Source organism: Streptomyces sp. NPDC033131, from assembly GCF_055578365.1.
The window spans coordinates 351,090-374,317 of sequence record NZ_JBVIPA010000002.1 but is presented as its reverse complement, the minus strand read 5'-3'; the positions used below and the strand labels follow the sequence as shown (position 1 = coordinate 374,317).

The 23,228-nt window shown below is 71.4% G+C and carries 22 protein-coding genes and 1 pseudogene; 18 read left to right on the top strand and 5 right to left on the bottom strand.

Features of this window, described 5'->3' with window-relative positions:
• The first annotated feature begins 74 nt into the window (after positions 1-74).
• Entirely contained in the window at positions 75-479 is a 405-nt protein-coding gene (locus ACZ5XS_RS05055) for a VOC family protein (protein ID WP_468647861.1), read from the top strand.
• Here the strand turns inward: ACZ5XS_RS05055 and ACZ5XS_RS05050 are convergent.
• The 3 genes and pseudogenes from ACZ5XS_RS05050 to ACZ5XS_RS05040 form a co-directional block, all read right to left on the bottom strand.
• On the bottom strand, positions 459-1,148 hold the full coding sequence (locus tag ACZ5XS_RS05050) for a helix-turn-helix domain-containing protein (RefSeq protein ID WP_468647859.1): 690 nt from the start codon (positions 1,146-1,148) through the stop codon (positions 459-461). The two genes, ACZ5XS_RS05055 and ACZ5XS_RS05050, sit on opposite strands and share 21 nt — an antisense overlap.
• 10 nt (positions 1,149-1,158) lie before the next feature.
• Positions 1,159-1,988 (bottom strand): annotated as a pseudogene (locus tag ACZ5XS_RS05045) (AraC family transcriptional regulator).
• Positions 1,989-2,153: 165 nt separating this feature from the next.
• Positions 2,154-3,305 (bottom strand): YihY/virulence factor BrkB family protein, encoded by a 1,152-nt coding sequence (locus ACZ5XS_RS05040; protein WP_217236746.1) that lies wholly within the window; start codon positions 3,303-3,305, stop codon positions 2,154-2,156.
• A gap of 147 nt (positions 3,306-3,452) precedes the next feature.
• Here ACZ5XS_RS05040 and ACZ5XS_RS05035 point away from each other — a divergent pair, with 147 nt between their 5' ends.
• From ACZ5XS_RS05035 to ACZ5XS_RS04965, 15 genes are all read left to right on the top strand, one after another.
• A complete protein-coding gene (locus tag ACZ5XS_RS05035) occupies positions 3,453-5,087 on the top strand; it encodes an acyl-CoA dehydrogenase family protein (protein WP_468647857.1) in 1,635 nt (544 codons plus the stop codon).
• A gap of 338 nt (positions 5,088-5,425) precedes the next feature.
• Positions 5,426-6,715 (top strand): GAF domain-containing protein, encoded by a 1,290-nt coding sequence (locus ACZ5XS_RS05030; protein WP_468647855.1) that lies wholly within the window; start codon positions 5,426-5,428, stop codon positions 6,713-6,715.
• A 188-nt stretch (positions 6,716-6,903) separates the two neighbouring features.
• Entirely contained in the window at positions 6,904-8,181 is a 1,278-nt protein-coding gene (locus ACZ5XS_RS05025; RefSeq protein WP_468647853.1) for a hypothetical protein, read from the top strand.
• A 17-nt stretch (positions 8,182-8,198) separates the two neighbouring features.
• A complete protein-coding gene (locus ACZ5XS_RS05020; protein ID WP_468647851.1) occupies positions 8,199-8,771 on the top strand; it encodes a GNAT family N-acetyltransferase in 573 nt (190 codons plus the stop codon).
• 127 nt (positions 8,772-8,898) lie between these two features.
• Positions 8,899-8,982, top strand: a complete 84-nt coding sequence (locus ACZ5XS_RS05015; RefSeq protein ID WP_349817346.1) for a putative leader peptide — start codon at positions 8,899-8,901, stop codon at positions 8,980-8,982.
• A gap of 128 nt (positions 8,983-9,110) precedes the next feature.
• Entirely contained in the window at positions 9,111-10,808 is a 1,698-nt protein-coding gene (locus tag ACZ5XS_RS05010) for a nitrite/sulfite reductase (protein WP_468647849.1), read from the top strand.
• Positions 10,805-10,993, top strand: coding sequence for a hypothetical protein (locus ACZ5XS_RS05005; RefSeq protein WP_468647848.1), 189 nt, complete (start codon positions 10,805-10,807; stop codon positions 10,991-10,993). The genes ACZ5XS_RS05010 and ACZ5XS_RS05005 overlap by 4 nt, the downstream gene beginning before the upstream one ends.
• The gene (locus tag ACZ5XS_RS05000) at positions 10,990-11,697 is read left to right on the top strand and encodes a phosphoadenylyl-sulfate reductase (protein ID WP_468647846.1); all 708 of its coding nucleotides are present in this window, start codon (positions 10,990-10,992) and stop codon (positions 11,695-11,697) included. The genes ACZ5XS_RS05005 and ACZ5XS_RS05000 overlap by 4 nt, the downstream gene beginning before the upstream one ends.
• Complete coding sequence (cysC, locus tag ACZ5XS_RS04995; protein WP_468647844.1) at positions 11,697-12,269, top strand: adenylyl-sulfate kinase; 573 nt, start codon at positions 11,697-11,699, stop codon at positions 12,267-12,269. Before ACZ5XS_RS05000 ends, cysC begins: the two co-directional genes overlap by 1 nt.
• On the top strand, positions 12,266-13,210 hold the full coding sequence (gene cysD / locus ACZ5XS_RS04990; RefSeq protein WP_468647842.1) for a sulfate adenylyltransferase subunit CysD: 945 nt from the start codon (positions 12,266-12,268) through the stop codon (positions 13,208-13,210). The genes cysC and cysD overlap by 4 nt, the downstream gene beginning before the upstream one ends.
• Before the next feature lie 2 nt (positions 13,211-13,212).
• On the top strand, positions 13,213-14,547 hold the full coding sequence (locus tag ACZ5XS_RS04985) for a sulfate adenylyltransferase subunit 1 (protein WP_468647840.1): 1,335 nt from the start codon (positions 13,213-13,215) through the stop codon (positions 14,545-14,547).
• A gap of 223 nt (positions 14,548-14,770) precedes the next feature.
• A complete protein-coding gene (locus ACZ5XS_RS04980) occupies positions 14,771-15,880 on the top strand; it encodes an aliphatic sulfonate ABC transporter substrate-binding protein (protein ID WP_468647838.1) in 1,110 nt (369 codons plus the stop codon).
• 11 nt (positions 15,881-15,891) lie between these two features.
• Positions 15,892-16,695, top strand: coding sequence for an ABC transporter ATP-binding protein (locus ACZ5XS_RS04975; protein ID WP_468647836.1), 804 nt, complete (start codon positions 15,892-15,894; stop codon positions 16,693-16,695).
• On the top strand, positions 16,682-17,587 hold the full coding sequence (locus tag ACZ5XS_RS04970) for an ABC transporter permease (protein WP_468647834.1): 906 nt from the start codon (positions 16,682-16,684) through the stop codon (positions 17,585-17,587). The genes ACZ5XS_RS04975 and ACZ5XS_RS04970 overlap by 14 nt, the downstream gene beginning before the upstream one ends.
• A gap of 17 nt (positions 17,588-17,604) precedes the next feature.
• Positions 17,605-18,345, top strand: a complete 741-nt coding sequence (locus ACZ5XS_RS04965; RefSeq protein ID WP_468647954.1) for a sirohydrochlorin chelatase — start codon at positions 17,605-17,607, stop codon at positions 18,343-18,345.
• Between the two features lie 142 nt (positions 18,346-18,487).
• On the opposite strand, the gene ACZ5XS_RS04960 is transcribed toward ACZ5XS_RS04965, so the two are convergent.
• Positions 18,488-19,120, bottom strand: coding sequence for a TIGR03086 family metal-binding protein (locus tag ACZ5XS_RS04960; protein WP_468647832.1), 633 nt, complete (start codon positions 19,118-19,120; stop codon positions 18,488-18,490).
• 102 nt (positions 19,121-19,222) lie between these two features.
• Between ACZ5XS_RS04960 and ACZ5XS_RS04955 the strand changes: the two genes are divergently transcribed.
• A complete protein-coding gene (locus ACZ5XS_RS04955) occupies positions 19,223-20,104 on the top strand; it encodes a transglutaminase-like domain-containing protein (RefSeq protein ID WP_468647830.1) in 882 nt (293 codons plus the stop codon).
• Here ACZ5XS_RS04955 and ACZ5XS_RS04950 read toward each other — a convergent pair.
• Positions 20,076-20,624 (bottom strand): DUF1697 domain-containing protein, encoded by a 549-nt coding sequence (locus tag ACZ5XS_RS04950; RefSeq protein WP_468647828.1) that lies wholly within the window; start codon positions 20,622-20,624, stop codon positions 20,076-20,078. The genes ACZ5XS_RS04955 and ACZ5XS_RS04950 overlap by 29 nt on opposite strands.
• Positions 20,625-20,874: 250 nt before the next feature.
• On the opposite strand from ACZ5XS_RS04950, the gene ACZ5XS_RS04945 reads away from it, so the two are divergent.
• Positions 20,875-23,124 carry an MMPL family transporter gene (locus ACZ5XS_RS04945; protein WP_468647827.1) on the top strand — a complete coding sequence of 750 codons (2,250 nt, stop codon included), beginning with the start codon at positions 20,875-20,877 and terminating at the stop codon, positions 23,122-23,124.
• Positions 23,125-23,228 lie beyond the last annotated feature (104 nt).

The following is a 23,228-nucleotide window of genomic DNA, read 5'->3' as shown; positions in this document are numbered from 1 at the left end:
CGCGCTCACGGCACTGTCCGCACGTGTCCGATTCCTTCAAGACCGGCCCCCGCACTCCTGCCTACGGTGGTCCCATGACTCCACGATTCGACGCGATCGGCCTGGTGGCCTCCGACATGGCCGCCTCCGTCACCTTCTACCGCCGACTGGGTCTCGTCTTCCCCGAGGGGGCCGAGGAGCAGCCGCATGCCGAGGCCGGGCTGCCGGGCGGGCTGCGGTTGATGCTCGACAGTGAGGAGAGCGTGCGCCGGATCCAGCCGGAGTGGCAGCCCCCGCCCGAGGGCGGTCGCATCTCGCTCGCGCTGCTGTGTGACAGTCCGGCCGAGGTCGACGCGGTGTACGAGGATCTGGTGGGCGCCGGGTACCACGGGGAGCTGAAGCCGTGGGACGCCGTGTGGGGGCAGCGGTACGCGGTGGTGCTCGATCCGGACGGCAACGGGGTCGACCTGTTCGCGCCGCTACCCGGAGCGGCCCAGTAGTTCCGTCAGCGGCAGCCCGGCCAACTCCCGCACGTCCCTTGCCAGATGGGCCTGGTCCGCGAAGCCGGACCGGGCCGCCGTCTCGGCGAAGGGAACACCGGAGCGGGCCAGGGCGAGGGCCCGCTGGAGGCGGAGGACCCGGGCCAGCGTCTTGGGGCCGTAGCCGAACGCGGTGAGGCAGCGGCGGTGCAACTGGCGTGCGCCGACGCCGAGTCCGTCCGCGGTGGCGGCGACCGGGCGGCCCGCGTCGAGGGCGGCGACCACCTGTCGCAGGAGCGGGTCGGGCGGATCGGTCCCCGCGGCCCGTTCCCACGCCACCTGCTCCAGGCCGCTCGCCGGGTCGTCGGCCGCGTTCACCTGTGCGGTGACGCGCCGCACCTCCGCGGCCGGCCACAGGTCGGCCAGATCCACCCGCCGGTCGCGCATCTCGTGCGCGGGCACGCGCAGCAGGGCGGGCGCGGTGCCCGGGTAGAAGCGGACGCCCGCCCAGGCGCTCGGCTCGCCCTCGGTGACGTACGCACGTGTGTCGGGCCCGGCGACCACCAGCCGCCCTTCGTGCCACAGCAGGTCCATGCAGCCGTCGGGCAGGACGCGCCCGGCGCCGGGCCCGGACGGGGTGTTCGTCCACACCACCGCGCCCGCCATACGGGAAGGCCGCTCCACGTACACGTACGTCAGGCTACGCCGGGTGCGACACCCGCGTCCGATGCTCCTGCGGGCTCACCCCGTACACCCGCTTGAACGCGCTGGACAGGGCGAACGCGCTGCCGTACCCGATCCGGCGGGCGATCGCCTCCAGGGTGTCGTCGGTGTCGCGGAGGCGGTCCGCGGCGAGGGCGAGGCGCCGGCCGGTGAGGTAGGTCATCGGGGGCTCGCCGACGAGTTCCGTGAAGCGGCGGGCCAGCGCGGCCCGGGACACCCCGGCCTTCGCGGCGAGCGAGGCCACCGTCCAGGGGTGGGCGGGGTCGTCCTGGAACAGGCGGAGCACCCGGCCGACAACGGGGTCGGCGAGTGCCGCGTACCAGGTGGGCGGCACCGCTTCCGGGCGGGCGAACCAGGCGCGGAGCGCGGCGATGACCAGGAGGTCGAGGAGGCGGTCCAGGAGACCTCCTGGCCCGGTTCATCGCGCACGACCTCCTCCATGAGGACGGGCGTGAGCGCGCACCGCCACATGTCGGACGTCAGGTGCAGCAGCGGCGGCAGCGCGTCCAGCAGCCGGTCGCCGATCTCGCCGTGGACCAGGTACGTCCCGATCAGCATCACCGTGGAGCCGTCGGTCCGGTCGCCCCAGCTGCGTACGCCGATGTCCATGGAGCCGTTGAGCGGCCGCCCGTCGGGGTAGCGGCACTCGGCGCCCGGCAGGATCACCGCCTGGGGCGCGGTGCCGGGGGCGTCGGCGCAGGTGTACGGGTCGGGGCCGCGCGCGATGGCCACCTCGCCTGCCCGCAGCCGCACCCGCTCCCCCGTGTCCGGCACGATCCAGGACTCGCCGCGGACCATCAGCATCACGGTCAGCGGGGCCCTGTCCTCGATACGGACCGCCCACGGAGGGGGGGAGAAACACGCACGGATCTTGACCTCATCCCCCTCGTGAACGAGGGGGATTCCTACGGCTCGCGCCGTGGGGTTTTCTGCTTCATCGCCGACTGCCTGCCCGGAGAACTCCGCAAATCTCTAGGAACCCTCCGGCTTGTGCGGGGAGTGGGGGTGGGTGCTCTTCACGTGGGTGCGCAGGCGGGAGGTCACGTCCTCCGGCGGCAGGAAGCGCGACCAGCGCTCCGGGAACTCGGAGGGCATGTCCGGGTCGTCCGGGTCGTCCGGGACCGAGGCGCGGGCCGCGGTGGCGCGGGCGACGTACTCGGCGACCTGCGCCTCGCGCAGCCGTTCGTTGGCGGCGCGGGCCGCGGCCGTCGCGGCGGCCGGCCAGACCCGGTCGATCGCGGCGTTGACCGCGGCGCCGACGAGGACGGCGAACGCGGACACGCCGATCCACAGCAGGACGGCGACGGGCGCGGCGAGGGAGCCGTAGATCGTGGGGCCCTCGACCGTGTTGGTCAGGTAGATGCGCAGCAGGAAGCTGCCGAGGACCCACATGCCGAGGGCCATCAGGGCGCCGGGCACGTCCTCGATCCACGGGGAGCGGACGGGCACGGACACGTGGTAGAGCGTCGTCAGGAAGACGATGGACAGCACGATGACGACGGGCCAGTAGAGCACCTGTACGACGGTCTCGGACCACGGCACGATGTTCACCACGGCGTCCGGTCCGGCAACCATCAGCGGCAGCGCGACCGAGCCGATCAGCAGGGCCACGATGAACAGCAGGAAGGCCATCAGGCGGGTCTTGACGATGCCGCGGACGCCGTCGAGGCCGTACATCACGGTGATGGTGTCGATGAAGACGTTCACGGCGCGGGAGCCCGACCACAGGGCGAACAGGAAGCCTATGGAGATGACGTCGGGCCGGCCGCCCTTCATCACGTCGTGCAGGATCGGCTGGGCGATCTCGGTGACGCCCTTGTCGGACAGGATCGTGCGCGAGGCCTCGAGGAGGTTGGTCTCCAGGCTCGCGATGGTGTCGGCGCCGGTCCAGTCGTCGACGTAGCCGAGGAGCCCGATCATGCTCAGCAGCAGCGGCGGCACGGACAGCAGCGTGAAGAACGCCGCCTCGGCCGCGAGGCCCAGGATGCGGTACTCCATGCACGAGTTGACCGTGTCCTTGATCAACAGCCAGGCGGTCCTGCGCTTCGAGACGTTCCGATAGAGGGCACGCGCCCGGTGAAGGCGGCCGGCGGGCGGCTGAGGGGATTCACTTGCTGGCTGCACGAACCAAAGGTATCCGTCGTGCCTGGCTGCGCTCATCCCCCCGGGGCTCCGGCCGGGCGGGACGCGTCGGTCCACTGCCACCCGGCCGCCGGGGCCGGCCGCCACGTCGGTGTGGTGAGCTCCGCCGGGCGGGGTAGGTTCGCTGACATGGCAGGCAGCACCCACACCGTGACCAACCAGCCGCCGCCGTTGGTCGGGTACGACGCGTTCACCGCCGACCGTGCCCTGACGGCGGCGGTGGACCGGCACACCACCGCGGACCTGCTCGGCGAGGTGCGCGCCGAGCTGGCGGCGCTCGGCCGGGCCTGCGGCTCGGCGCAGGTGCAGGAGTGGGGGGCGCAGGCGAACGAGAATCCGCCCGGGCTGCGCACCCACGACCGTTACGGGCAGCGCGTCGACGAGGTTGACTTCCATCCGGCCTGGCACCGGCTGCTCGGCAAGGGTGTCTCGGCGGGCCTGACCGCGGCCTGGTCCCGGCCCGGCGGGCACGTGCGGCGCGCGGCCGCCTTCCTGCTGTGGACGCAGGTCGAGGCCGGCAACCTCTGCCCGCTGTCCATGACGCACGCGGCGGTGCCCGCGCTGCGCGCGGATCCCGCTCTCGCCGCCGTGTGGGAGCCCCGGCTGGCCTCGATGGTCTACGACCGTGAGCTGCGGCCGGCCCGGCTCAAGGCCGGGGCGCTGTTCGGAATGGGCATGACGGAGAAGCAGGGCGGCAGCGACGTACGGGCCAACACGACGGCGGCCACACCCCTCGCCGAGGAGGGGACGTACCGGCTGACCGGGCACAAGTGGTTCTGCTCCGCGCCCATGTCGGACGGGTTCCTGGTCCTCGCCCAGGCCTCGCAGGGGCTGACGTGCTTCCTGGTGCCGCGGGTGCTGGAGGACGGCACCCGCAACGTCTTCATGATCCAGCGGCTCAAGGACAAGCTGGGCAACCGGTCGAACGCGTCCGCCGAGGTCGAGTTCGACGGGACGTGGGCCCGCCGGGTCGGTGAGGAGGGGCGCGGGGTGCGCACCATCATCGAGATGGTGGCGGCGACCCGGCTCGACTGCGTCCTCGGCTCGGCGGGGCTGATGCGGCAGGCCGTCGCGCAGGCCGTGCACCACTGCACGCACCGCGAGGTGTTCGGCGGCAAGCTCGTCGACAAGCCGCTGATGCGCAACGTCCTGGCCGACCTCGCCCTGGAGTCCGAGGCGGCGACGACGCTCGCGCTGCGGCTCGCGGCGGCGTACGACGACGGCGGCGAGCAGGAGCGGGCGTTGCTCAGGATCGCGGTGCCGGCCGCCAAGTACTGGGTGACCAAGCGGTGTTCGCCGGTGGCGGTCGAGGCGTCCGAGTGCCTGGGCGGCAACGGGTACGTCGAGGAGTCGCAGATGCCGCGACTGGTGCGCGAGTCGCCGCTCAACTCGATCTGGGAGGGTGCCGGGAACGTCCAGGCCCTTGACGTGCTGCGGGCGCTGCAACGCGAACCGATGGCGCTGAACGCCTACCTCCAGGAGGTCGGCAGGGCACGCGGCGCCGACCACCGTCTGGACGCGGCGATCAAGGACGTGCTGACCGACCTCGCGGACCTGGAGGGCGCCGAGGCCCGGGCCCGGCGGCTGACCGAGCGGCTCGCGCTGGTGCTTCAGGGGTCGCTGCTCGTGCGGTACGCGCCGCCGGAGGTCGCCGACCTGTTCTGCGCGTCCCGCCTGGGCCGCGACGCGGGCGCGGCCTTCGGGACGCTGCCGCACAGTCTGGATCTGGCGTCGGTGGTGGAGCGGGCCCGGCCCGAGACCTGACCGGCGCCGGCCGGCGGAAGCCCGCCGGGTGGCCTGATCGGTGTACGTCCGTGCCCGCGTGGCGCGGAGGTGGTGCTGCGCCGACACGGCACCACCCCCGCCACTGGCCCCTTGGAGCCATGTGCGCCGCACTGGGCGGCGTCGCTCAAGTTTCGAGCACCGCGGGGCAGTCCACCAGGGTTGCAGAGGGTTGCAACTTGTCGGCGTCTGTGGGCGGACTGGGTCCTTCCGTGTGGGGCAGGCGGCACTATGAGACGGACAGTCAGGACGGGCTTTCGGACCGTGGCCGGAAAACCACCGCGAACCGGTTGTCCCGAGCCCTTCTACCGGGAGGTCCCGTGGCACTCTCGCCGGCCGACGTGACGCAACTGGCCGCCGTCGACTTCGCGCGTGCGGCGAGGGTGCTGAGCGAGGTCCGTTCGGCCACGCTCTCCGGGCAGCCCGCGCCGGTCGCGCCCCGGCCGGTGATCGAGCAGTCCTGGGAGCGCATGCTGCGCGGCGGCGTCGATCCCGACCACGGCTCCCGGTCGGGGCTGCTGTCCCACGAGGAGGTGCAGCGGCGCCGGGAGACGACGGCCCTCAAGGACGTGCTGCCGGTGCTGCGGGAGGGGCTGTTGTCGGTCGCGGACGTCGCCCACCACATCATGGTGGTCGCCGACGAGCAGGGCCGGGTGCTGTGGCGCGAGGGCAGTTCGCCCGTGCTGCGCAAGGCCGACGGGCTCGGCCTGGAACTCGGCGCCGACTGGCGGGAGGACGTCGTCGGCACCAACGGCGTGGGCACCCCGGCCGTCGTACGGCGGCCCGTGCAGGTCTTCGCCTCCGAGCACTTCGTGCGCTCGCACGCCGGCTGGACCTGTACCGGCGCGCCCGTCACGGATCCGCGGGACGGCCGGCCGATCGGCGTGGTGGACGTGAGCGGGCCGCTGGAGACGATGCATCCGGCCACGCTCGCCTGGGTCGACTCGGTGGCCAAGCTCGCCGAGGCGCGGCTGCGTGAGCTGCACGTGTCCTCGCTGGAGCACCTGCGGGCGGTGGCCGCGCCGGTGCTGGCCCGGCTCGCCGGACGGGCCGTGGTGGTGGACCGGGACGGCTGGACCGCCGCGGTGACCGGGATGCCGTACACGAACCGGATCGCGCTGCCCACGTCGCTGTCGCCGGGCCGCCGGTGGCTGCCGTCGATCGGCATGTGCGCGCTGGAGCCGCTGCCGGGCGGCTGGCTGGTCCGGGCCGACGACGAGCCGGTGCCGCGGGGCGTCACCCGGATCGTGCTGGACCTGACGCAGTCGCGCCGCTGGTCGGTGACGGCGTCGGGTCCGGCGGGTTCCTGGAGCCACGAACTGAGCCCGCGGCACGCCGAGTTGCTGTATCTGCTGGCCGTGCACCGCACCGGCCGCAGCGCGGCGGGGCTGGCCGAGGATCTGTTCGGCGATCCCGGCCGTACGGTGACCGTTCGGGCCGAGGTGTCCCGGGTACGGCGGTATCTCGGAGGGCTTTTGGAGCACCGGCCGTATCGCTTCTGCGAGGACGCCGACGTCGAGGTGCGCCTCCCGGCCGCACCGCACGATCTGCTGCCCTGCTCGACCGCGCCGGCGGTGGTGGCGGCACGGGCGCCCGGGGACACGAACTGATCGGCTCGCCGCCCGCCTGAGCAACCTTTTGAGCAATCCGAGCAATTCAGGAGTGCATCTTCCGCATAATTGCGGTTCTTCGTCCGCCACCACCCCCACTGCCGTAGCATCCCTCTACGGGCCACCCCACCTGCTCCTCGGTCAACGTACGGATCACCAGGCGCAGTTGGCTCGCCTCGGGAGGACGAATGAAGCAACGCGGGAGACACCGTCGCCGCAGGCGGGGCAGGGCGCTACGCGCTTTCCTCGCCGGGACCGCCCTCGCTCTGACCGGCGCCGCCACCCTGATAAGCGCCTCGCAGGCCACGGACAGCGAGGACCCGGGGTCGCTGAAGCCGATCACCTCGTCCGAGCGGATCGCCTCCCTGCAGCTCCAGGAACAGCAGGTGCCCGAGGCCACGCTCGACCGCCTGGCCTCGTCGATGGGCCGGCCCGTCGGTGTCGGCGCGGTCCTCGAGGACGCCGACCGCGGTCTGCGCGCCGCGGCCGACTGCCCGGCCGAGGACCGCACGACGCTGCCCGTCGAACCGGTGGCCACCCGCGCCCAGTGCTGGGACGCCGCCGACACCGACTCCTGGCAGCCGGGGGCCGTCACCACCTCCGGAGACGCGGACGACGACGGCCTCTGGGGCCAGAACCGCGTGATCCTCTCCGGCTGGTCGCAGAACGCCACGGCGTCCGGCCACGGCCTGGCCCGGGTCGCCTTCGTCGACGCGAACGACCTGGACCGCCTCACCTACACCTGGGTACTGCTCACCGTCCCGGTCGACGGCGGGCGCGACTACCGGGCCCTCGACTCCGACGTCTCCGGCATGGTCTGGTACCAGGACAAGCTGCTGGTCACCGCCGCCGACGGCCTGTACGCGTACGACATGAACCGCGTCCAGCGCGCGACCGTGGACAGCACGGCGGTCGGCCGGGTGCGGGGCGGCTGGTCGGCGCACGGCGCCCGGTTCGTCCTGCCCGCCGTCGGCTCCTACCGTCCGACCGGCGCCGGCACCGACGCCCGTCCCGGGGGCCTGTCCCTCGACCGCAGCACGTCGCCCGACAGTCTGGTCGCGAGCGAACGGGCCTCGGCGGACGGCGACGGGCCCGCGCTCCTGTGGCGTTACTCCTTCGCCACGGACCCGGCCCGCTCCGGTCTCCTGGCCACCGACTTCGCGGGACGCGCGGACGCCACAGAGGCGTACGAGACGAAGGCGGCCGACGTCCGGGGCGTGCTGTCGTACCGCTCCGACTGGTACCTGAGCCGCGCCTCCCACGCGCCGGACGGGCGTGGCACGCTGTGGCGGCAGGACGCCGACCGCGCGCAGGCCACGCGGTGCGGGTCCGACGACACCCAGCACTGCTGGAGCGCGCGCACGCCGTCCCTCTCGTACTGGGAGGCGACCGGCGAGGTGTGGTCCCAGTCGGGCCGGATGCTGTTCGCGGTGCCGCTCACCTCGATCGACAGATCACTGGGGTAGATGGTTTTCTGGCGGTCATGACCAACATCCCCGTGACCACCTGGTCCCTGGAGCAGACCGCCGCGACCGACCTCCTCCCGGCCGCCGCGCCGGACGGTGACGTGCGGATCGTGCGCTCCGAGGTCCCCTCGCCCGAGTTCAGCCGTTTCCTGTACGCGTCCGTCGGCGGGGACATCCGCTGGATCGACCGGCTGGGCTGGGCGTACGCGCGGTGGCAGGAGCACCTGGGCCGGCCGGGCGTGGAGACCTGGGTCGCCTACGACCGGGGGACGCCCGCCGGGTACGTGGAGCTGGAACCGCAGGACGACGGGGTCGTGGAGATCGCCTACTTCGGCCTGATTCCGGCCTTCCGCGGGCGGCGGATCGGCGGGCACCTGCTGTCGAAGGGCGCCGCCCGCGCCTGGGACCTCTCGGACCGCTGGCCGGAGCTGGCCCCGACCAAGCGGGTGTGGCTGCATACGTGCAGCCTGGACGGCGAGCACGCGATGGCCAACTACCAGCGCCGGGGCTTCCAGCTGTTCGACACCAGAGTCGAGGAGCAGTCCGAGCTGGCCGCCCCGGGTCCCTGGCCGGGCGCCTACCCCGTCTGACCTGCGCCGACAAGGTCTCGTTCGGCCCATGTGACCGAGAACACTCTTGTCTCACTCTTCGGGACAAGGGTGTCCACATGACGGACGAAGCTGGACTCTGTCCAGATCGCCATGACACGCTTCCGTCATGTCTGGAACTGGAATTGCCTTGGTGAGTCGGCGGCACGTCGACCTCGGCCGCATGTCCAGCGCCATCTGTCCGGTGCGCTGACGAGTCGTCGCGTCGCCCGACATCCCCCACTTCGCCTCATTCTTGCGCAATGACGCGCATGTCCATCCATGCGCCCGCGCGCGCAGGTCAGAGCCGCTTTCCCGCCTGTCCCGAAGGACGTATCAACCATGGCCGCCACCCCGCAGAACCCTGCCGCCGCGACTCCCCGCCGCAAGGTGAGCCGTCACCGCGGCGAGGGTCAGTGGGCCGCGGGGCACCACACCCCGCTCAACGGCAACGAGCAGTTCAAGAAGGACGACGACGGTCTCAATGTGCGGACACGCATTGAGACGATCTACTCGAAGCGCGGCTTCGACTCGATCGACCCCAACGACCTCCGTGGCCGGATGCGCTGGTGGGGGCTGTACACCCAGCGCAAGCCCGGGATCGACGGCGGCAAGACCGCGATCCTGGAGCCGGAGGAGCTGGACGACAAGTACTTCATGCTGCGCGTCCGCATCGACGGCGGCCGGCTCACCACGCAGCAGCTGCGCGTGATCGGCGAGATCTCGCAGGAGTTCGCGCGCGGCACCGCCGACATCACGGACCGGCAGAACGTCCAGTACCACTGGATCCGCATCGAGGACGTGCCGGAGATCTGGAACCGCCTCGAGGCGGTCGGGCTGTCCACCACCGAGGCCTGCGGTGACACGCCCCGCGTGGTCCTCGGCTCGCCCGTCGCCGGTATCGCCGAGGACGAGATCATCGACGGCACGCCGGCCATCGAGGAGATCCACCGCCGGATCGTCGGCAACCCGGCCTTCTCGAACCTGCCCCGCAAGTTCAAGACCGCCGTCTCCGGCTCGCCGCTGCTGGACGTGGCGCACGAGATCAACGACGTCGCCTTCGTCGGCGTGAACCACCCCGAGCACGGCCCCGGATTCGACGTGTGGGTCGGCGGCGGCCTGTCCACCAACCCGAAGATCGGTGTCCGGCTCGGCGCGTGGGTTCCGCTGGACGAGGTCGCGGACGTGCACGAGGGCGTCATCTCGATCTTCCGCGACTACGGCTACCGGCGGCTGCGCACCCGCGCCCGCCTGAAGTTCCTGGTCGCCGACTGGGGGCCGGAGAAGTTCCGCCAGGTGCTCCAGGACGAGTACCTCAAGCGCGAGCTGGTCGACGGCCCCGCCCCCGCCCAGCCGGTGGAGCGCTGGCGCGACCACGTCGGCGTGCACCGCCAGAAGGACGGCCGTTTCTACGTCGGGTTCGCCCCGCGCGTCGGTCGTGTGGACGGCACGACCCTCACGAAGATCGCCGAGCTCGCCGAGGCACACGGCTCGGGCCGGGTCCGTACCACCGTCGAGCAGAAGATGATCGTCCTCGATGTCGAGGAGCCGCAGGTCGAGTCGCTGGTCGAGGCGCTTCAGGCGCTGGACCTGACCGCCAAGCCCTCCCCGTTCCGGCGCGGCACCATGGCCTGCACCGGCATCGAGTTCTGCAAGCTCGCCATCGTGGAGACCAAGGCCCGCGGCTCCCAGCTGATCGACGAACTGGAGCGCCGGATCCCGGACTTCGACGAGCCGATCACCATCAACCTCAACGGCTGCCCGAACGCCTGCGCGCGTATCCAGGTGGCGGACATCGGTCTCAAGGGCCAGCTCATGCTCGACGGCCGGGGCGAGCAGGTCGAGGGCTACCAGGTGCACCTCGGTGGCGCGCTCGGCCTGGAGGCCGGCTTCGGCCGCAAGGTGCGTGGCCTGAAGGTCACCTCCGAGGAACTGCCCGACTACGTCGAGCGCGTCCTCAAGCGCTTCCAGGCGGAGCGCGAGGACGGCGAGCGCTTCGCCGTCTGGGCCTCGCGCGCTTCCGAGGAGGCCCTGTCATGAGTGAGCGCGCCGCCCCCTTCTACTGCCCCTACTGCGGCGACGAGGACCTCCGGCCGAGCGAAGCCTCGGAAGGCAGCCACGGCGCGTGGGAATGCGCGGCGTGCAACCGCGCATTCCAGTTGAAGTTCCTCGGGCTGCTCGCCCGGGGCCTTCGGCACGACGACGCAGGGGGACATCAGATATGACGACGACTCAGGAAGAGCGCACGACAGCGGATCTCAAGGAGCTCGCCGAGCGGGCGGGCCGCGAACTGGAGGACGCCACCGCGCTGGAGATCCTCCAGTGGGCGGTCGACACCTTCGGCCCGCGCTTCTGCGTGACCTCCTCGATGGAGGACGCGGTGGTCGCCCACCTGGCGTCCCGCGTGCGCAAGGGCGTGGATGTCGTCTTCCTCGACACCGGCTACCACTTCCCCGAGACCATCGGCACCCGGGACGCGGTCGAGGCCGTGATGGACGTCAACGTCATCACGCTCACCCCGCGCCGCACGGTCGCCGAGCAGGACGCCGAGTTCGGCCCGAAGCTCCACGACCGCGACCCGGACCTGTGCTGCAAGATGCGCAAGGTCCAGCCGCTGGAGGAGGGCCTGACCAACTACCAGGCCTGGGCGACCGGTCTGCGCCGCGACGAGTCCCCGACCCGGGCGAACACCCCGGTCGTCGGCTGGGACGAGAAGCGCCGGAAGGTCAAGATCTCCCCGATCGCCCGCTGGACCCAGGACGACGTGGACGCGTACGTCGCCGAACACGGCGTACTGACCAACCCGCTGCTGATGGACGGCTACACCTCCGTCGGCTGCGCCCCCTGCACCCGCCGCGTCCTGGAGGGCGAGGACGCGCGTGCCGGCCGCTGGGCGGGCCGCAACAAGACCGAGTGCGGACTGCACTGATGACGACCACCCCCGACCTACCCGAGGAGAAGCACGTGACGACCGGAGCCACCGTCTGGCTCACGGGTCTGCCGAGTGCCGGCAAGACCACCATCGCGTACGAGCTGGCCGGCCGGCTGCGCGAGGAGGGCCACCTCGTCGAGGTGCTCGACGGCGACGAGATCCGCGAGTTCATCTCGGCGGGCCTCGGCTTCAGCCGCGAGGACCGGCACACCAACGTGCAGCGCATCGGCTTCCTCGCCGAACTGCTCGCCCGCAACGGCGTCACGGCGCTCGTCCCGGTGATCGCGCCCTACGCCGACAGCCGCGAGGCGGTGCGCAAGCGCCACCAGGAGAGCGGGACGGCGTACGTCGAGGTGCACGTGGCGACTCCGGTCGAGGTGTGCTCCGTACGCGATGTGAAGGGTCTGTACGCCAAGCAGGCGGCGGGCGAGCTGACGGGGCTCACCGGGGTCGACGACCCGTACGAGGAGCCCCTCTCCCCCGACCTGCGGATCGAGTCGCAGGACCAGACCGTCCAGGAGTCCGCGGCCGCGGTCCACGCGCTGCTCACCGAGAGGGGACTGGCATGACGACGACCGCAGCCCAGGTCAAGGGCGGTGAGGGCACGGAGACCCCGTACGCCCTGTCGCACCTGGACGCGCTGGAGTCCGAGGCGGTGCACATCTTCCGCGAGGTGGCGGGCGAGTTCGAGCGGCCGGTGGTCCTGTTCTCCGGCGGCAAGGACTCCATCGTCATGCTGCACCTGGCGCTGAAGGCGTTCGCCCCCGCGGCGGTCCCCTTCTCGCTGCTGCACGTGGACACCGGGCACAACTTCCCCGAGGTCCTGGAGTACCGCGACCGCACGGTCGAGAAGCACGGCCTGCGGCTGCACGTCGCCTCCGTGCAGGACTACATCGACCGCGGGGTCCTCAAGGAGCGTCCGGACGGCACCCGCAATCCGCTGCAGACGCTTCCGCTGACGGAGAAGATCCAGGCCGAGAAGTTCGACGCGGTGTTCGGCGGTGGCCGTCGCGACGAGGAGAAGGCCCGGGCCAAGGAGCGGGTGTTCTCGCTGCGGGACGAGTTCTCGCAGTGGGACCCGCGCCGCCAGCGGCCCGAACTGTGGAACCTGTACAACGGCCGGCACGCCCCCGGCGAGCACGTCCGCGTCTTCCCGCTCTCCAACTGGACCGAGCTGGACGTCTGGCAGTACATCGCCCGCGAGGGCATCGAGCTGCCGCAGATCTACTTCGCCCACGAGCGCGAGGTGTTCCAGCGGGCCGGCATGTGGCTGACCGCCGGTGAGTGGGGCGGGCCGAAGGGCACCGAGACCGTCGAGAAGCGGCAGGTCCGCTACCGCACGGTCGGCGACATGTCCTGCACCGGCGCGGTCGACTCCGACGCCATCACGCTGGCCGACGTGATCGCCGAGATCGCCGCGTCCCGGCTCACCGAGCGCGGCGCCACCCGCGCCGACGACAAGATGTCCGAGGCCGCGATGGAAGACCGCAAGCGCGAGGGGTACTTCTAAGCATGAGCACCATCACGACCGAGGAACTCTCGGAAACCACCCTGCTGCGGTTCGCCACCGCCGGCTCCGTCGACGACGGCAAGTCCACGCTGGTGGGCCGGCTGCTGCACGACTCCAAGTCGATCCTCACCGACCAGCTGGAGGCCGTCGAGCGCGCCTCGGCCGGCCGCGGCTCCGAGGGCCCGGACCTGGCGCTGCTCACCGACGGCCTCAGGGCCGAGCGGGAGCAGGGCATCACCATCGACGTGGCGTACCGCTACTTCGCCACACCGCGGCGCCGGTTCATCCTCGCCGACACGCCCGGCCACGTGCAGTACACCCGCAACATGGTGACGGGTGCCTCCACGGCCGAGCTGACGGTGATCCTCGTCGACGCCCGCAACGGCGTCGTCGAGCAGACCCGCCGCCATGCGGCGATCGCCGCGCTGCTGCGCGTGCCGCACGTGGTCCTCGCGGTCAACAAGATGGACCTGGTCGAGTACCAGGAGTCCGTGTTCGCCGCGATCGCCGAGGAGTTCACGGCGTACGCGCTCGAACTGGGTGTCCCGGAGGTCACCGCGATCCCGATCTCCGCGCTCGCCGGCGACAACGTCGTGGACCCGTCCGCGAACATGGACTGGTACGGCGGCCCGACCTTCCTGGAGCACCTGGAGTCGGTCCCGGTCAGCCACGACCTGAGCCACTGCCACGCCCGGCTTCCCGTGCAGTACGTGATCCGGCCGCAGACCGCCGAGCACCCGGACTACCGGGGCTACGCGGGCCAGATCGCCGCCGGTTCCTTCCGGGTGGGCGAGCAGGTGTCGGTGCTGCCGTCCGGCCGCTCCACGAAGATCGCCGGCATCGACCTGCTCGGCGAGCCGGTCGCCGTGGCGTGGACGACGCAGTCGGTGACCCTCCTGCTGGAGGACGACATCGACATCTCGCGCGGCGACCTGATCGTGCCCAGCAAGGACGCGCCGCCGACCACCCAGGACATCGAGGCGACCGTCTGCCACGTGGCCGACGCCCCGCTGACCGTCGGCCACCGGGTGCTGCTCAAGCACGGCACCCGTACCGTCAAGGCGATCGTCAAGGACATCCCGTCCCGCCTCACCCTCGACGACCTGTCCCTGCACCCGCACCCGGGACAGCTCGTCGCCAACGACATCGGCCGGGTGAAGATCCGTACCGCCGAGCCGCTGCCCGTCGACTCCTACGCCGACTCGCGGCGCACCGGTTCGTTCATCCTGATCGACCCGAACGACGGCACCACGCTCACCGCGGGCATGGTCGGCGAGTCGTTCGCCGCCCCGGAGCCCGTCAAGGACGAGTCCGATGACGACGGGTGGGACTTCTGAACATGAACACCACCGATTTCTTCTCCTCGTTCGCGAAGGAGGGCGGCCGCGTCGGCAGCGGTGCTCTCGGCAGCGGGCAGGGCGGGGTGGCGCGATGTGTGTGCTGACGTACGCGCACCGCTCGCGCGCCCTCACCCCCCACCGCCGTAGACGAAAACCTGCCGACCTCCCGGCCACGACCTGAGAGACCGTGACCGCCGGGCCAACGAGGGGAAAACCTCCCGTGCCTGTCAACCGCTCAGCCCTTCTTCGCCGCGGCCTCGCCGCCGTGACCGCTCTTCCCCTGCTCACCCTGGCCGCCTGCGGCTACGGCTCCGACGCCAAGGACGACGGGACCGCCAAGGTCGCCGCCGGGGCGAAGAAGATCGACGGTCTCGACTCCGTCAAGATCGGCTACTTCGGCAACCTGACCCACGGCACCGCCCTGGTCGGTGTGAACAAGGGCTTCTTCCAGAAGCAGCTCGGCGCCACCAAGGCCGCCTACCAGATCTTCAACGCCGGCCCGTCCGAGATCGAGGCCCTCAACTCCTCGTCGATCGACATCGGCTTCATCGGCCCGTCCCCGGCGATCAACGGCTACACCAAGTCGGGCGGCAAGAACCTGCGGATCATCGGCGGTGCGGCGTCCGGCGGGGTCAAGCTCGTGGTCAACCCGGACAAGATCAAGTCCCTGAAGGACGTCAAGGGCAAGTCCATCGCGACTCCCCAGCTGGGCAACACGCAGGACGTGGCGTTCCTCAACTGGATCGCGGAGCAGGGCTGGAAGGTCGACGCGGAGAGCGGCAAGGGCGATGTCTCGGTCGTCCGCACCGACAACAAGGTCACCCCGGACGCCTACAAGGCGGGCTCCATCGACGGCGCGTGGGTGCCCGAGCCGACCGCGTCCAAGCTGGTCGCCGAGGGCGCCAAGGTGCTGCTCGACGAGGCCGACCTGTGGCCGGACAAGAAGTTCGTGATCACGAACATCATCGTGCGGCAGGCCTTCCTCGAGGAGCACCCGAAGGCCGTCGAGGCCGTCCTGAAGGCCTCGGTCGAGGCCAACAAGTGGATCAACGCCAACCCGGACGCGGCGAAGGCCTCGGCGAACAAGCAGTTGGAGACGGACTCGGGCAAGCCGCTGCCGGCCGCCGTCCTCGACCCGGCGTGGAAGTCGATCCAGTTCACCAACGACCCGCTGGCCGCCACCCTCAACACCGAGGCGGAGCACGCGGTCAAGGCCGGCCTGCTGGAGAAGCCCGACCTGAAGGACATCTACGACCTCAAGCCGCTGAACAAGGTCCTCAAGGCCGAGGGCGAGAGCACGGTCAGCGACGCCGGTCTCGGCGTCGGCTGAGTCAGGACCCGATGAGTTCCCAGGAGGTGACGACCATGGCCACGACCTTCGCCAAGGCCGCCGAGTCGGTGGAGCACGCGGCGCGCATTGAGCATGTCTCGAAGTCCTTCGCGGGCCCTGCCGGGCAACAGCTCGTCCTGGACGACATCAGCATCGATGTCGCGCCCGGCGAGTTCGTCACCCTCCTGGGTGCCTCGGGCTGCGGCAAGTCCACGCTGCTGAACCTGGTGGCGGGGCTGGACGAGCCCACCGTCGGGTCCATCACGACGGAGGGCCGCCCGGCCCTGATGTTCCAGGAGCACGCCCTGTTCCCGTGGCTGACCGCGGGCAAGAACATCGAACTGGCCCTGCGCCTGCGGGGGGTTCCGAAGAACGAACGGCGCGAGCGGACCGAGGAGCTGCTCGAACTCGTCCGGCTGAAGGGCGCCTACGGCAAGCGGGTGCACGAGCTGTCGGGCGGTATGCGCCAGCGTGTGGCGCTGGCCCGGGCGCTCGCCCAGGAGAGCAACCTGCTGCTGATGGACGAGCCGTTCGCGGCGCTCGACGCCATCACGCGGGACGTGCTGCACGACGAGCTGACCCGCATCTGGGCGGAGACCGGCGTGTCCGTCCTGTTCGTGACGCACAACGTGCGCGAGGCGGTACGGCTCGCGCAGCGCGTGATCCTGCTGTCCTCCCGTCCGGGCCGGATCGCTCGGGAGTGGACGGTCGACATCCCGCAGCCGCGCCGTATCGAGGACGCGCCCGTGGCGGAACTGTCCGTCGAGATCACCGAAGTACTGCGTGGGGAGATCCGCCGCCATGGCCAGCACTGACACGAAGACGACCGGCGCGAGCGCCAAGGACGGCTCCGCGCTGGGCGGCATCGAGGCGGGCCTCGACGCGCTGGAGACCTCGGTCAGCGGCCGTCCGCCGTTCCGGCAGACCTTCCGCGAGAAGATCTTCCCGCCGATCGTCGCCACCGTCGTGGTCCTCGCGGTCTGGCAGGGACTGATCTCCCTGAAGATCGTCGACGACGCGTCGAAGCTGCCCTCCCCCGGTGCCGTCTGGGCCGAGGCCGAGGACGCGTGGCTCAAGGGCACCCTGCTCGACTACATCTGGACGAGCGTCTCGCGGGGCCTGTTCGGCTTCGTGCTCGCCCTGATCATCGGCACGCCGCTCGGGCTGATCGTGGCGCGGGTGAAGTTCGTGCGCGCCGCCATCGGTCCGATCCTGTCCGGTCTGCAGTCGCTGCCGTCGGTGGCCTGGGTGCCGGCCGCCGTGATCTGGCTGGGCCTGAAGCCCGAGATGATGTACGCGGTGATCCTGCTCGGCGCGGTGCCGTCGATCGCCAACGGTCTGGTGTCCGGCGTCGACCAGGTGCCACCGCTGATCCTGCGCGCGGGACGCACACTGGGGGCGACCGGTCTGCGCGGCACCTGGCACATCGTGATGCCGGCGGCGCTGCCCGGCTATGTGGCGGGGCTGAAGCAGGGGTGGGCGTTCTCCTGGCGGTCGCTGATGGCCGCCGAGATCATCGCGCAGGCGCCGGACCTCGGCGTGGGACTCGGTCAGCTGCTGGAGGTGGGCCGTACCAACAGCAGCATGGCCACGGTCTTCCTCGCCATCCTGCTCATCCTGTTCGTCGGCATCGCGATCGACCTGCTGATCTTCAGTCCGCTGGAGCGGTGGGTGCTGCGCAGCCGAGGCCTGCTGGTGAAGAGCTGAGACCACCCATGCACACCATGTTCAAGAAGCCGGTTCTTCTGGTCATCGCCCACGGCAGCCGCGACCCGCGGCACGCCGCGACGGTGCACGCTCTCGTACGGCGGGTGCGCGCGCTGCGCCCCGACGTGCGGGTGGAGACCGGCTTCCTGGACTTCAACGTCCCGTCCGCGCAGGGGGTGCTGGAGTCCCTGGCGGCGGAGGGCGCCCGTGACGTCGTGGCCCTCCCTCTTCTGCTGACGCGCGCGTTCCACGCGAAGGCGGACATCCCGGCGGTCCTGAAGGACGCGCCGCCGCGGCTGCGGATCCGGCAGGCGGAGGTGCTCGGCCCGTCGCCGGTGCTGCTCGCCGCGCTGGAACGGCGCCTGTACGAGGCGGGGCTGACGCCCGCCGACAAGTCCTCGACCGGGGTCGTCCTGGCCTCGGCGGGGTCCACCGACCCGGAGGCGATCGCAGTGATCGCAGAAATCGCGCGGGAGTGGCGGCACACCGGTTGGTGCGCCGTGCGGCCTGCGTTCGCCTCCGCTGCACTCCCCCGCACCGAGGACGCGGTGCGGGAGCTGCGGGCCCTGGGCTGCGCGAAGGTCGCCGTCGCCCCCTACGTCCTGGCCCCCGGCTTCCTGCCGGACCGCATCGCGCGGGGCGCGGCCGAGGCGGACGTGCTGGCGGACGTGCTCGGCCCGGCGCCGGAGGTGGCGCGGGTGCTGCTGGCGCGGTACGAGGCGGCGCGGATGCCGGCGTTGGCGGCGGTCGGGGCCTGAGCGCTCCGCTGGACGTGCGGCGATCGGCAGTCGGGCGGCTGCGGCGCCGTGGTGGCTGGTCGCGCCCACGCGGCGGAGCCGCATATCGATATCGCCCCGCGCCCCTTCGGGGCGCTGCCGGACCGCACCCGACCTCGTCCGCTCAGTCGCTTACCGCCCCTGCCAGGCGCGGGTCCCGACCGCTCGCCGCGAGTGCGCGCTCGAACACGGGCGCGTCGTCCGGCACCGGCACCGGGTCGGCGAAGCCGCCGTACTGCCGGTAGAGGTCGCCGTGGGTGACGACCACGTCGAGGACGAGGCGGGCCGCGCCCTCGGAGACGTGGAACTCCTGGCCGGTGGCCGCGGCGACGTCCCAGCCGTGCACCGCAGTCTCCTTGATGATCAGTGAAGCGAGTTCGGGGGCGGGCATCGTCCCCATACCCAGGTCCACCTCGCCCTCCCACACCGCGGGGTCCGCCCAGGCGGCGACCGCACGGTCCAGTTGAGCGGCGTACGCCTCGGCCCAGTCCGGGTCGGCGGTGAAGTCGCGGGCGGTCAGTTCCTCGGGGAGCTGTTTGCGCAGGGCGCGGTGCTCCAGGCCGTGGGAGGTGTAGAGGACCCAGTGGTTGACCAGGGCGCGGACGTCCCAGTCCGGGGTGGGGGTCCCCCCGCTCGAGCGAAGCCGAGAGTGGGGGAGGGTGGGGTCGGCGAGCCGTGCCGCCGGCACTCCGCGCGCCACGCGGGCCGCCTCGGCGGCGCATTCCGTCATGTACGGGTAGAGGTCGTCCTTGTTCATGCGTCTCACGGTAGGGAGCGCGCGGCGAGGTCTCTTGAACAAACGCGACAGCGGGGCGGGCTGGTTGACCTTGCCCTTGGGGCAAGCCTGAGGGTCCCGGGCATGGACCTCTACCTGAAGCAGACGCCGTACAGCGACCCCGGCGAGCTGGATCTCGACGGCCTGCCCCGCGATCCGGCCGAACTCGCCCGTCTCGTAAGAGATCTGATCATCCATCGGGGAGAGGGCGAACGCCTGAGGCATCCCGTCCCCGAGGACCGGCAGCTCGACGACCCCGAGTCACGGTACGTCCGCGAGATCCTGCGGGTCCTGCGCGAGCGCGGGGACGGGCCGCTCACCGCGAAGCGGCCGTACGACGAGCGGTTCGCCGGCACGTGCCGGGACTTCTCGCTGCTGCTGTGCGCGCTGCTGCGGGCCACCGGCACGCCGGCCCGGATCCGCTGCGGCTTCGCCGCGTACTTCGTGGAGGGCTACCACGACGACCACTGGGTCACCGAGTACCGGCTTCCGGACGGGAGGTGGCGGCTGGTCGACGCGCAGGTGCTGCACCCCGCCTACGAGCTGTCCTTCGACCCGCTGGACGTGCCGAGGGACCGGTTCCTGGTGGCCGGGGACGCGTGGCGGGCGTGCCGGGAGGGCGGGGCCGATCCGGGGACGTTCGGGGTCTGGTTCCACGGCGACCTCGACGGCCTGTGGTACATCCGCACCAATGTGCTCCTGGACCTCGCCGCGGTGAACGGGGTGGAGCTGCTGCCCTGGGACGTCTGGGGCCGGGTGGTCCGCGACGACGCCGGCCTCACGGAGGAGGACCTCGCACTGGTGGACGTGGTCGCCGCGGCCCGTACCGACGACGACTTCCGACGGCTGTACGAGGACCCGCGGCTCGCGGTGCCGGACGAGGTCATGTCGTACACCGCACGCAGCGGCTACCGCGAACTCCGGAAGGTCAGCCTCCCTAGGGTGCCGTCATCTCCACGAGCTTGACGACGGTGTTCCAGTTGCGGCTGGTGGCGATCACGCCCTTGTTCAGCCGCGGCTTGGACAGGTGCTCGGCGAGCTTGGAGCGGCCGAGGCCGTTCGGGGCGTAGAGGTACAGGGCGCGGTCGCCGAGCCTGAACTCCTCGGGCAGGTAGGCGGCTTGGTCGATCTCCGCGAAGCGCTCGGCGTCCACGGGCGCGGAGAAGTAGGTGACGTGGAGCTGCTTGGCCTCCAGTTCGGCGGCCGGGAAGGGGCAGGCGTCGGCGATCGCCTTCAGATAGGCGTGGTCGCGCACGATCACGTCGACGGCGAAGCCGAAGCGCTTCTCGATCGCCCCGGCGAGCTCCGCGGCGAGGGAGTCCTGGTCGCCGTGGCCGCTCGCGAACACGGCCTGGCCGCTCTGCAGGTAGGTGCGGACGCCCTCGTGGCCGAGGCCTTCCATCAGGGTGCGCAGGTCGGCCATCGGGACCTTCTTGGCGCCACCCACGTTGATCCCGCGCAGCAGCGCCGCATACGTCGTCGTCATCCGCACACCATAAGGCGGCCGTCGGGCACCCCGCCTGTGCGACGGGGCGCTGCGCCGACCGACCGGCCGTCCCGGTAGATGTAAGGGGCCGCTGTCCTACCCAGTGGGGAGGAGGCGGGGCCCAGAGGGATGATTCCTGGCCGCCGCACCTCACCGGGCAGCACGACGAGATGGCTTTATCCGGCCCATACCTTCGAGATGAAAGGTGGCGGCAGGGGGCTGCCACCGCTCACGAGGGGGCAAGCCCATCATGGGGAACGGAGATACACGGGTACGGGGACTGGCCGCCCGGGCCGGCGGCTGGAGTGCCCGGCACCGATGGGCTGCCGTCGGCATCTGGGTGCTGTTCGTCGTCCTGGCGATGGGGCTCGGTTCGGCGGCCGGCCGGGTCGACGTCAAGGACAGCGACCAGCTGAAGGGGGAGACACACACCGCCGCGAAGATCATCGAGGACGCCGGCATCGACGAACCGGCCGGCGAGAGCGTACTGATCCAGGCGAAGGACGGCGGCGTCAAGGCCACAGACGCCGAGTTCAGGGCCGCCGTCACCGCGGTCGTCCAGGCGGTCGAGAAGACCGGCGAGGTCACCGACGTGACGTCGCCGTACGACACGGACACGATCTCGAAGGACGGCCGCAGCGCACTGGTGCAGTTCGACATGCGCGGCGACGCGGAGACCGCGGGCGAGCGGGTCGAGCCGGTGCTGAAGGCCGTCGAGGGGGTTCAGAAGGACCACGGGTCGCTGCGGATCGAGGAGATCGGCGGCGCCAGCATGATGAAGACGTTCGACGACGCCTTCGGGGACGACTTCAAGAAGGCCGAGTACTCCGCGGTGCCGGTGGCCCTCGGCATCCTGCTGATCGCGTTCGGCGCGCTGGTGGCCGCGCTGCTGCCGGTGGCGCTGGCGGTCACCGCGATCATGGCGACGATGGGCCTGATGGGCGTCGTCAGCCATGTGATGCCGATGAGTGACACCGCCAACTCGGTGATGCTCCTGGTCGGACTGGCCGTCGGGGTCGACTACTGCCTGTTCTACCTGCGCCGCGAGCGCGAGGAGCGGGAGGCCGGACACGACGCCCAGACGGCCCTGAGGATCGCCGCCGCGACCAGCGGCCGCGCCATCATCGTCTCCGGTGTCACGGTGTGCGTGGCGATGGCGGGCATGCTGTTCACCGGGCTCGCCGAGTTCGAGGCGATGGGCCTGGCCTCGCTGATGGTGGTGGCCGTCGCCATGGTCGGTTCCGTGACCGTGCTGCCCGCGCTGCTGTCCCTGCTGGGCGGGCGGGTCGAGAAGGGCCGCATCCCGTTCCTGCGCCGCCGTCGCACGGGTGGCAGCGGCGACAGCCGGTTCTGGACGGCCGTCCTCAAGGGCGTGCTCACCCGGCCCGTCATCTCCGCCGTGGTGGCGGCCGGCGCGCTCCTGGCGATCGCGGCGCCCGCGGTCGGCATGAAGACCCAGAACCTCACGCTGGACCAGGAGTTCGGCGACTCGCTGCCCATCGTGCAGACGTACAACCGGGTCAACGAGGCGTTCCCGGGGGGCTCCGAGCCGGCCGAGGTCGTCGTCCGGGCGGACGACATCAACGCTCCCGAGGTGCGGGACGCACTGGCCGCCTTCAAGGCCCAGGCGGTCGCCTCGGGCGCCTCGCGCGGGCCTGTCGAGATCAAGCTGCACGACCAGCAGAACATCGCCTTCGTGTACGTCCCGCTGGTCGGCGGCTCCGACCTCGACAAGGCGGGCGAGAGCCTGGACAAGCTGCGGGACGAGGTGCGTCCGGCCACCCTCGGCAAGGTCGACGGGGTGGACGCGCCGATCACCGGGCAGGTCGCCGGGTCGAAGGACTTCAACGACCAGCTGGCCGGAGCCGTCGTCCCGGTCTTCGCCTTCGTCGTGGTCTTCGCCTTCGCGCTGATGCTGCTGTCGTTCCGCTCACTGACGATCGCGATCACCTCGATCGTGCTGAACCTGCTGTCGGTGGGCGCCGCGTACGGCATCCTCGTCGGGGTCTTCCAGCACGGCTGGGGCGCGTCCCTGGTGGGCGCGGAGGGCGTCGGCGCCATCATCACCTGGCTGCCGCTGTTCCTCTTCGTGATCCTGTTCGGCCTGTCGATGGACTACCACGTGTTCGTGGTCTCGCGGATCCGCGAGGCGCGGCTGCGGGGCCGTACGACCAAGGACGCGATCCAGCACGGCGTGGTGACCACGGCGGGGGTCGTCACCAGCGCCGCCGTCATCATGGTCGCCGTGTTCGCGATCTTCGGCACGCTGTCCATGCAGTCCATGAAGCAGATGGGCGTGGGGCTCGCGGCCGCGGTGCTGATCGACGCGACGATCATCCGGGGCGTGCTGCTCCCGGCGGTGATGGCCCTGCTCGGCGAGCGCAACTGGTACCTGCCGAAGTGGCTGCACCGGCTGCCCGACCTCACCCACGACGAGTCGGCCGAAGCCGTGGAGCGGCCCGTGGTGCGGGACGACGAGGGTGAGCGGCTGGGGGTCTGACCCCCGTGTGACCGGGGTTGCACCCTTGCGACTGGGGTCTGAACCCCTCTGGACCGAGGGCCCGTTGGCTGCCGGGGAGCCAACGGGCCCTCTTCCGTGCTCGT

Bases quoted from the DNA above. Each gene is read 5' to 3' on its own strand.
- ACZ5XS_RS04960 (WP_468647832.1), bottom strand. From the start codon at position 19,120: ATGAACAAGGACGACCTCTACCCGTACATGACGGAATGCGCCGCCGAG.
- ACZ5XS_RS04945 (WP_468647827.1), top strand. From the start codon at position 20,875: ATGGGGAACGGAGATACACGGGTACGGGGACTGGCCGCCCGGGCCGGC.
- ACZ5XS_RS05005 (WP_468647848.1), top strand. From the start codon at position 10,805: ATGAGTGAGCGCGCCGCCCCCTTCTACTGCCCCTACTGCGGCGACGAG.
- ACZ5XS_RS05015 (WP_349817346.1), top strand. From the start codon at position 8,899: ATGTCTGGAACTGGAATTGCCTTGGTGAGTCGGCGGCACGTCGACCTC.
- ACZ5XS_RS05020 (WP_468647851.1), top strand. From the start codon at position 8,199: ATGACCAACATCCCCGTGACCACCTGGTCCCTGGAGCAGACCGCCGCG.
- cysC (WP_468647844.1), top strand. From the start codon at position 11,697: ATGACGACCACCCCCGACCTACCCGAGGAGAAGCACGTGACGACCGGA.
- ACZ5XS_RS05000 (WP_468647846.1), top strand. From the start codon at position 10,990: ATGACGACGACTCAGGAAGAGCGCACGACAGCGGATCTCAAGGAGCTC.
- ACZ5XS_RS04965 (WP_468647954.1), top strand. From the start codon at position 17,605: ATGTTCAAGAAGCCGGTTCTTCTGGTCATCGCCCACGGCAGCCGCGAC.
- ACZ5XS_RS05055 (WP_468647861.1), top strand. From the start codon at position 75: ATGACTCCACGATTCGACGCGATCGGCCTGGTGGCCTCCGACATGGCC.
- ACZ5XS_RS05035 (WP_468647857.1), top strand. From the start codon at position 3,453: ATGGCAGGCAGCACCCACACCGTGACCAACCAGCCGCCGCCGTTGGTC.
- ACZ5XS_RS04955 (WP_468647830.1), top strand. From the start codon at position 19,223: ATGGACCTCTACCTGAAGCAGACGCCGTACAGCGACCCCGGCGAGCTG.
- ACZ5XS_RS05010 (WP_468647849.1), top strand. From the start codon at position 9,111: ATGGCCGCCACCCCGCAGAACCCTGCCGCCGCGACTCCCCGCCGCAAG.
- cysD (WP_468647842.1), top strand. From the start codon at position 12,266: ATGACGACGACCGCAGCCCAGGTCAAGGGCGGTGAGGGCACGGAGACC.
- ACZ5XS_RS04970 (WP_468647834.1), top strand. From the start codon at position 16,682: ATGGCCAGCACTGACACGAAGACGACCGGCGCGAGCGCCAAGGACGGC.
- ACZ5XS_RS04975 (WP_468647836.1), top strand. From the start codon at position 15,892: ATGAGTTCCCAGGAGGTGACGACCATGGCCACGACCTTCGCCAAGGCC.
- ACZ5XS_RS05025 (WP_468647853.1), top strand. From the start codon at position 6,904: ATGAAGCAACGCGGGAGACACCGTCGCCGCAGGCGGGGCAGGGCGCTA.
- ACZ5XS_RS04985 (WP_468647840.1), top strand. From the start codon at position 13,213: ATGAGCACCATCACGACCGAGGAACTCTCGGAAACCACCCTGCTGCGG.
- ACZ5XS_RS04950 (WP_468647828.1), bottom strand. From the start codon at position 20,624: ATGACGACGACGTATGCGGCGCTGCTGCGCGGGATCAACGTGGGTGGC.